Origin of the sequence: Streptomyces sp. T39 (assembly GCF_008042045.1) — a bacterium.
Taxonomy (GTDB): Bacteria; Actinomycetota; Actinomycetes; order Streptomycetales; family Streptomycetaceae; genus Streptomyces.
In genome coordinates this window covers 1-8,165 of sequence record NZ_RDBP01000047.1, presented here as the reverse complement: position 1 = coordinate 8,165, position 8,165 = coordinate 1, and the positions used below count along the sequence as shown (strand labels likewise).

At 74.3% G+C, this 8,165-nt stretch carries 6 protein-coding genes; 4 read left to right on the top strand and 2 right to left on the bottom strand.

The window, feature by feature from the left end:
- Positions 1-226: 226 nt before the first annotated feature.
- The gene (locus tag EAO77_RS29840) at positions 227-1,696 is read right to left on the bottom strand and encodes an MFS transporter (protein ID WP_147991456.1); all 1,470 of its coding nucleotides are present in this window, start codon (positions 1,694-1,696) and stop codon (positions 227-229) included.
- 156 nt (positions 1,697-1,852) lie between these two features.
- On the opposite strand from EAO77_RS29840, the gene EAO77_RS29835 reads away from it, so the two are divergent.
- Entirely contained in the window at positions 1,853-2,308 is a 456-nt protein-coding gene (locus EAO77_RS29835; RefSeq protein ID WP_147991455.1) for a MarR family winged helix-turn-helix transcriptional regulator, read from the top strand.
- A 666-nt stretch (positions 2,309-2,974) separates the two neighbouring features.
- On the opposite strand, the gene EAO77_RS29830 is transcribed toward EAO77_RS29835, so the two are convergent.
- The gene (locus tag EAO77_RS29830) at positions 2,975-5,797 is read right to left on the bottom strand and encodes a helix-turn-helix transcriptional regulator (RefSeq protein WP_261994190.1); all 2,823 of its coding nucleotides are present in this window, start codon (positions 5,795-5,797) and stop codon (positions 2,975-2,977) included.
- Positions 5,798-6,191: 394 nt separating this feature from the next.
- On the opposite strand from EAO77_RS29830, the gene EAO77_RS29825 reads away from it, so the two are divergent.
- The 3 genes from EAO77_RS29825 to EAO77_RS29815 all read left to right on the top strand — a co-directional run.
- Positions 6,192-7,118: a carboxypeptidase-like regulatory domain-containing protein gene (locus EAO77_RS29825; RefSeq protein WP_147991453.1), complete on the top strand. Its 927-nt coding sequence runs from the start codon at positions 6,192-6,194 to the stop codon at positions 7,116-7,118.
- A 369-nt stretch (positions 7,119-7,487) separates the two neighbouring features.
- Positions 7,488-7,697 carry a DUF5988 family protein gene (locus EAO77_RS29820; protein ID WP_147991452.1) on the top strand — a complete coding sequence of 70 codons (210 nt, stop codon included), beginning with the start codon at positions 7,488-7,490 and terminating at the stop codon, positions 7,695-7,697.
- A 78-nt stretch (positions 7,698-7,775) separates the two neighbouring features.
- The coding region (locus EAO77_RS29815) for a carboxyl transferase domain-containing protein (RefSeq protein ID WP_315986119.1) at positions 7,776-8,165 on the top strand (390 nt) is incomplete at its 3' end.

Here is an 8,165-nt window from a genome sequence, read left to right as displayed (position 1 = left end):
GGTCGGGGGCGCCCCCTGGGGTGCGCCCCCGACCCCCCACGGTTCACCGCCACTTCGTCGGGGTGGCGGGTAGCGCGGCGGGACTTCCGCCCGGACGGCCCGGCATGGCAGGGCAGGGCGGGGCAGGGCAGCAGGCGGGACGGCAGGCCGCCGCGCGGAGTCGGCCGAGAAGGAACACCGGCCCCGCGGCCCCCGATCGGGCTCCGCCGGGCCGGCGGACGGGTCGTCAGACGGCTGCGCCGGCCTGCGTGGAGGGCCGGGAGGGGAGGGTTCCGTCGCCGTCGGGGCCGTCCGCGGGGGACGGCGTGCGGATGGGGATGAGGAACGCGGCCACCGCCGCGAGCACGCCCACGCCGCAGCCGATGAGCATGGCCGTGCGGAAGCCGCTCTCGGAGGGCAGCGCGTAACCGTTGAAGTCGGTGGTCATCTGCGCCAGGACCACGCCGATCACCGCGGCCGACACGGAGCTGCCGATGGACCGCATCAGGGTGTTGAAGCTGTTCGCCGAGGCGGTCTCGGACGGGGGGACCGCACCCATGATCAGCGCCGGCATCGCGCCGTAGGCGAAGCCGACGCCGGTGCTGCACACGAGGGTGACGATCAGCAGGCCCGCCGTGGAGCCGAGCAGCGGCAGCGAGATGCCGTAGCCCGCGGCGATGATCAGACTGCCCACGACGAGGGTGGTCCTGGGGCCGTGGGCGGCGGAGAGCTTGGCGCCGAGCGGCGAGATCAGCATCATCATCAGGCCCGCCGGGGCCATCCACAGGCCCATCGCCAGCATGGACTGCCCCAGACCGTAGCCGGTGGCCTCGGGCAGCTGGAGGAGCTGGGGCACCACCAGGGACTGGGCGTACATGGCGAATCCGACGAGGACCGAGGCGGCGTTCGTCATCAGGATCTGGGGCCGGGCCGTCACCCGCAGGTCGACCAGCGGTTCGGCGGTGCGCAGTTCCCATCGGCCCCAGGCGAGCAGCACGACGACGGCGGCGGCGAGGAGCCCGAGGGTGGTGCCGTCGGTCCAGCCCCAGTCGCCGCCCTTGGAGACGGCCAGGAGCAGACAGACGAGGGCGGTGCCGAGGCCCACGGCGCCGAGCAGATCGAAGCGTGCCGGTGCGGCCGCGGGACGGTCGGAGGGGACCAGGAACCCGATCAGCACGCCGATCAGCACGCTGAGCGCGGCCACCACCCAGAACAGCACCCGCCAGCTGGCGTTCTCGGCGATGGCTGCGGAGAACGGCAGACCGAGCGCGCCGCCCACGCCCATGGAGGCGCTCATCACGGCGATGGAGGAGCCGAGGCGCTCCGCCGGCACCACGTCGCGCAGCAGGCTGATGCCGAGCGGCACCACGCCCATGCCCATGCCCTGGAGGGCCCGGCCCGCGATCATCGGGACCACCGACGAGGAGAGCGCGCAGAGCACGGAGCCGGCGATCAGCGGCACCGTGGAGACGAGCAGCATGCGGCGCTTGCCGTACATGTCGCCGAGGCGTCCGGCGACGGGGGTCGTGACGGCGGCGGCCAGCAGGGTGGCCGTGACGACCCAGGAGGCGTTGGACGCACTGGTGCCGAGCAGCGTCGGAAGGTCGCCGATCAGCGGCACGACGAGCGTCTGCGTGACGGCCGCCACGATGCCCGCCAGGGCGAGGATGCCGACGATCCCGCCGGTGCGGGTGGTGTCGGCCTTGGATCGGTCCACTGGGCTCCCTCTGGCTTCTGCGGCCGTGCGGGGTCGCCGACCGATGGATGTGCATCATACACATTGCATGTATCGTGCACATGTCGCGTGGTATACAGACGAGGCGCAGGCCGCCCCGGCCATCCAGGGGGCGGCAGGGAGCCGGAGGAACACCGCGTGGACAAGCCCCTCGACCTGATCGAGTTCGAGACGATGCTGCTCAGCAGGTACGTGCACCTGCTGACACCGCGCGCCCGCGGCGCGGACGACCGCCTCGACCGCAGCGCCTACCTGCTGCTCAGCCGCATCAGGACCGAGGGCCCGATGACCATCGGGCAGCTCAGCGCCGCCTTCGGGCTCGACGCCTCGACCCTCAACCGGCAGACCGCCGCGATGCTGCGCGCCGGGGTGGTCCGGCGCATCGCCGACCCCGACGGCGGGATGGCCCGGAAGTTCGCCATCACCCCCGAGGGCGAAACCCGCCTCGACACCGACCGGGGCCGCAACGTCAGCGGCCTGGAACGGGTGATGGCGGAGTGGACCCCCGAGGAGGTCGCCGACTTCGCCGCCCACCTCAGCCGCTTCAACCGCGACATCGAGCGCCTCGACGGCCGCCCCTGGCCCCGCGACTGACCCGCCCCCGCCGGGGGGTGACGCCCGGCGGGGGCGGGGGCCGACGCGCACCCGGCACGGCGAGACCCACCGGCCCCTGCGGGCGTCCCCCACGCGCACGAGCCGGAGGGTGCGACGCCCGGCACTCCGACCACCGGGCATCCGCCCCGGCCGAACCCCGCGGCCCTTGCGCCACACGCACGGCCACCCGACGGGGGCGCACCGCCCGGCAGGGCGGGCACCGCGCCTGCGACGCCAAGCAGAGCGGCACCGCAGGGGCGACGCCCGACACAGGCGGCCCACCGGGCCCACACCCCGCACGCACGGGACCCGCCCCCAGCGCGGCGGGCGTGCCCCCCGGCGCGGGCAGCCGCCCCGCACCCGAAGCYCGGCAGCCCTTGCGGACGTCKCCCACGCGCACGAGCCGGCRGGCGYGACGCCCGGCACTCCGAGCACCGGGCATCCRCCCCGGCCGAACCCCGCGGGCCCTTGCGCCACACGCGCAGGACCCGCCCCGCCCCCAGCGCGGCGGCCGTCCCCTGCGGGCGACCCGCCACCCGCGCGAACAGGCGGCCCCACGGGCGGGACGCCCCGCGCTGGCGGCCGCCGGGCCCGGCGGCCGCGGCGGGCGGCGCTCCCGCACCCCCACGCGCCCCGCGGGCTCAACGCTTCGCGCGGGCGGGCGGGTCACAGCAGGGCGACGGGGAGCCTCGGGTCCGGGGCCGGGAGGTCCTGGCGGCGGCTGACGTTGAGCTTGCGGTAGACCCGGGTGAGATGCTGCTCGACCGTGCTGACGGTGATGTGCAGCTTCCGTCCGATGTCGCGGTTGGAGTACCCCATCGCGGCGAGTGCCGCCACCTTCCCCTCGGCGGTGCTGAGCTCCGCGCCACCGGGCAGTGCCGGTTCCCCGCCGGCCGCGGCCTCGGATGCCGCCGGCCCGGTGCCGGGCGGGCGCAGCCGTGCCAGCAGACCGTGCGCCCCGCAGGACTCGGCCGCACCGCGCGCCCTGCGCGCCGCGTACCTCGCGCGCTTGCTCTCGCCCAGGGCCTCGTGCGCGTCGGCGATGTCGACGAGCGTCGCGGCCAGTTCGTAGCGGTCGCCGCACGCCCTGAGGACGTCGACGGCCTCCTTGAGGATCTCGGGCCGCTGCTCGGGCCGGGAGACGGCGGCCAGCGTCCGCAGGGCGACGCCGTACGAGCGGCCGGGCGTGCCCGCCCGCAGCATGTCCAGTTCCTCGGCGACCAGCCGCCTGGCGCGCACCGTCTCGCCGATCCGCGCCAGCGCCTCCGCGGCGCCGCTGCGCCACGGCACGAGGCCGGGGGCGTCCATCCGCCAGCGCTGCATCAGCACCCCGCAGTCGAGGAAGTCGCGCAGCGCGGCGTGCGGCCGGGAGGTGTGGAGGCAGTAGCGGCCGCGCGCGTACCGGTAGTGGAGTCCGCCGCGGCCGTCGTGCATCTCGGCGGGCACGGGACGCTGCAACAGGGTGCCGGCGTCGTCCGGCCGCCCCACGGCGAGGTGGGTGAGCACGGCGGTGGCGAGCGGGGCGCCGATCTCCGCACCCCAGTCCCCCGCCGTCATCCCCGACAGCGCCGCGGCGGCGTACCGCTCGGCGTCGGGCAGCATGCCCTGCCGCAGGGCGGCCTGGGCCGCCAGCGAGCTCAACTGGGCGCGCCAGGCCGGGGCGTGGGCGAGACCGGCCTCGGCGAGCAGTGCCGAGCACCACGCGGAGGCGGTGCCGGCCCGGTCCGCGTAGACCAGGGCGGACAGCGCGAGCGTCAGCGGTTCCAGGGTGTGCTCGGTGACGTGGTAGATCCGCAGGGCCTGTTCGGCCTCCTGGATGCTCCGCTCGTCGGCGGCGCCGCCGAGGACGGAGGCGAGCAGCCGGGTGGCCCGCCACCGCAGGGCGTCGCCGTCCGACTCGGGGCCGCGGGCGCTCTGCCAGGGGGCCGCGTCGGCCGAGAGGCCGCGGGCGACACCCGGGTAGGAGACCGAGAGCCAGAGCCCGAGCAGCCGCTTCGACGCCGCCGCGGGGCCTCGCCCGCCGTCCGTCTCGTCGAGCCGGCGCAGGAGTTCGCGGGCCTCGTCGTGCCGGCCGTCCTGGAGCAGGCAGCGGACCATCACCGCGGCGTGCGCGGCGTCGAAGCGCCCGGAGGTGAGGTGGGCGACGACCGGGTCGAGGCGCCGCAGGGCGGCCCGGGGGCTGCTGCGGCGCTGGAGGCGGGCCAGGGCGACGAGGATCGCCGACCGTTCGCAGCCGCCGGAAGCCGCCCGGTGGGCCTGCTCCAGGTAGGCGGTCGCCTGGGGGACGCGGTTCTCGGCCGCGGCCAGTTCGGCGGCGTCGCGCAGGACGGGCACGGCCCAGCGCCAGCGCTCGTCCGCGACGTCGAAGGGGGCGGGGGCGGCGGTGAGGAACGCCGCGACGGCCGGGGACGGCGCACCGGAGTCGTAGAGCACGCGCGCGATCCGGGATTCGAGGCCGGTGCGCACGGCCTCCGGGGTCTGCGCGAGGACGGCCGCACGCACGGCGGGGTGGCGGAAGCCGCCGTCCGCGACCAGGCCGGTGCTGCGCAGCAGAGCGAGCAGGCGGTCGGCCGTCCGGGGGCCGATGTCCAGGGTGCGGCCGACGAGCGCCGGGCTCGCCCGGTCGCCGAGGAGGGCGAGCACCCGCGCCGCTTCCAGGGCCTCGGCCCCCGAGCGGCGCAGACAGAGAGTGACGGCCTGCCGGAAGGCGTCGCCGACCGCTTCCCCGGCGCTCACCGGTGTCCCGGGTGCGATCGATTCCACATCGGCGGCGAAAGCACGCACCAGGAGTGGATTACCGCCGGTTACCTCGGCGCAGGAATCGACGACCGAGCTGGAATTCCCGTGGCCGAGCCGTTCGCGGAGAATTGCGGATATACCCGCCCGCGACAGAAGGGAAAGACGGATGTAATGCACATCCGTGCGCTGGTGCAGTTCGTCCTGGAACAGCGGATAGACCGGCAGCATCTCGTCCGATTCGACGAATACCATCGCGGTGCGCACCGTGTGGGAGCGCCGGATGAAATAGAGCAGGTACGCCAGGGAGTGCGCGTCGGCGTGCCGGATGTCGTCGACGACGATGCCGACGGGCGTCCGGGCGGAGATCTCCACGACGACCGACCACAGTTCCTCGGCGACGGCCGCGTCCGCCGGGCCGATGTGCGCGGACTCCTCGTCCGCCACGGCCTCCGCCTGCTGCGCGCCCCTGCGCAGCAGGTCGGCGACGTGGCGCGCCCGTTCGGGCCCGAGGGCCGCGCCGGTGAAGAGCTGTCTGATCACCCCGAGGGGGAGATTCTGTTCCGCGCGGGAGCAGTGGGCGCTCAACAGGGTGACGGGCACCGCGAGTCCGTCCACGGCCTCCCGCAGGAGCGCCGTTCTTCCGCTGCCGGCGGGGCCGCTGACGACGACGATCCGCCCTCTTCCCCCGTCGACGTCCGAGAACACCTGCCGTAGCCGGCTCGTCTCACCACTTCGTTCCGCGAGTACCATCGACCGTTCAACCCCCGTTGCGCAACGCCGATATGTGCAGGACGCCTCGCACCGAAAAGGCCGAGCGGGACCCCGGATGTTTTCCCCGTGCATCCGGGAACGGCAAGAATTCCCCGTGTGGATCGACCCCCCGTGACACCCTCGGACCGCCTCGTCCGCGAGTGACGTCATGCATCATCAAAGGTAACGGGCCTACTGTAAAGTATCGGTAAAATACTTCCCATGCAACGTTAAACCTGCACGTTGTCCGTTGACCATTGAAGTAAATAATTGATGACCACGCACCGCTACCGCCGAGCGGAATGCGCCCCTCCTCCCGGCAGACCCCTCCCTTTTCCGCAGCGGGAGCGGCATACTCGGCCCGCCGACGGCGGACACGAGGGGTGGGGTGGGAATGCTGAGCACCATGGCGGCCGCCGGTTTCGCCCTCGGCGCGCTGCTCACCCCCGGGCCGCGACCGCGGCCCTCCCGCAGCCGCCGCCCCGCGACGACCGTGCACGCCCACGCCGCCCGACCCGACGGACGGCCCGTGCCCCGGGCGGTGTTCACCCTCCTCGGCCCCCACGGACGCCCGCTCGCGCGGGCGGTCGCCGACGACGAGGGGGCCTGTGTGCTCCGGGCGCCCGGTCGCGCGGCCTACCTCCTCGTGGCCACGGCGGACGCCCTGCGCCCGGCCGCCGCCGAACTCGCCCCGGAGGCGGACGGGTCCGCACTCTCCCGCACCCTGACCCTCGCGCCCGCGACCGCCACGGGCCACCTCACGGCACCGCCCGCCGGCACCGTGCGCGACGGCGGCGACATGGCCCCGCTGCGCGGTGCGCTGGCGGTGCTGCTGGAGGACGACGGCACGCCGGTGCGGACGGCGGCGACCGACGGTCGCGGCCGCTTCGCCCTCCGGGCGCCCCGTCCGCGCCCCGGATCCACCGGCCTTGTGCGCGGTCCCCGGGTGCTGGTCCTGCACCATCCCGGGCATCGCCCCGCAGCCTTCCTCGTGCGCCGGAGCCCGCCCGCACCGGCCGCCTCCCCCCGCCCGCCCGCGCCGGCGGCGACCGTCGTGCTGGCCCGCTACACCGATCTCGGCACCCTGCGGGGCGTCGTCACGGACAAACAGGGGGTGCCCCAGGGGTCCGTCCGGGTCACCGTCACCGACGGGTCGGGCATCGCCCTGGCGGCCGTCACCGGACCGGACGGCACCTGCCGCTTCACAGGCCTGCCCACCGGCCGTTTCCGCGCGGCCGTCGCCGGGGACGGCGGCTCGGCCGTGCAGGTCGCGGTCTTCGGGGACGATCAACCGGACGGCTTCCGGCTGGAGTTGTCCTGAGGCCTCCCCGCCTGCACGGCCCACTGTTCGCATGGGGGTCCACTGGGGCGATTAGGGGTTGTTCCGCGGGATTCCAGATGTAAGCCTCGTCACGTCAGCCCCCATGACAATGCACTGAGGCATTCCCGTCGCCGGACCCCGTTCCGCCGTATGCACGGATTCCGGCGTCCTTACCCGTGTCCGGCTCCCCGCCGGCGTCGCGCCGCGCGGCTCCTTGCCGCCGCATCCCGCGACGGCCCCGGGGAAGCGCAGGTCAGGGGCGTGTTCATGGCTTCACGCCGTGACACCCGCCCCCGGTCCGGCACACCGGCAGGCTCTGGGGAGGTGCCGCCCTGTCAGACGAGATTTCCCGTCCCGGAGGTGTTCATTTTGTCGCAGATCAAGGTACTGCTGGTCGGTGGACCGTCCTTCTTTCCTCCTGAAGAGCGGGTGCAGTTCACGGCCTCTCTGACGGAGAAGATCAAGCATCGATTCGGCGCCGGATACGAGCATTTCCTGCACGAGGGCGAGTACGAGAAGCTCGACGGCGACGACATCCCGGTGTTCCGCTGGAAGACGCGCACGGCGATAGCGGAATGAGCCGCCGGGCCGGCGGCCGGTCACCCGGCCGCCGACCCCGCACGCCCATCGACGGACGATCCCGGAAGAGGTGTGTCAATGACGATCGCGCCGGAGGCCCCGCCCAGCGGGAGCGTCCCCGAGGTGACGTCGCATCAGGAGACCCGTGGCCGCGTGGCCCATCTGCTCTCCCTGCGGGAGCAGGCGGAGCGCGGCCCGAGCGACCGGGCGACCGAGGCGCAGCACGCGAAGGGCAAGCTGACGGCGCGTGAGCGGATCGCGCTGCTGCTGGACGAGGGTTCGTTCCGTGAGGTCGAGCAGTTGCGGCGGCATCGTGCGTCGGGGTTCGGTCTGGAGGCGAAGAAGCCGTACACGGACGGTGTGGTGACCGGCTGGGGCACGGTGGAGGGCCGGACGGTCTTCGTGTACGCGCATGATTTCCGGATCTTCGGCGGTGCGCTGGGCGAGGCCCATGCGACGAAGATCCAC

Coding starts and splice junctions, on each gene's coding strand:
- EAO77_RS29830 (WP_261994190.1), bottom strand. CDS start 5,797: ATGGTACTCGCGGAACGAAGTGGTGAGACGAGCCGGCTACGGCAGGTG.
- EAO77_RS29825 (WP_147991453.1), top strand. CDS start 6,192: ATGCTGAGCACCATGGCGGCCGCCGGTTTCGCCCTCGGCGCGCTGCTC.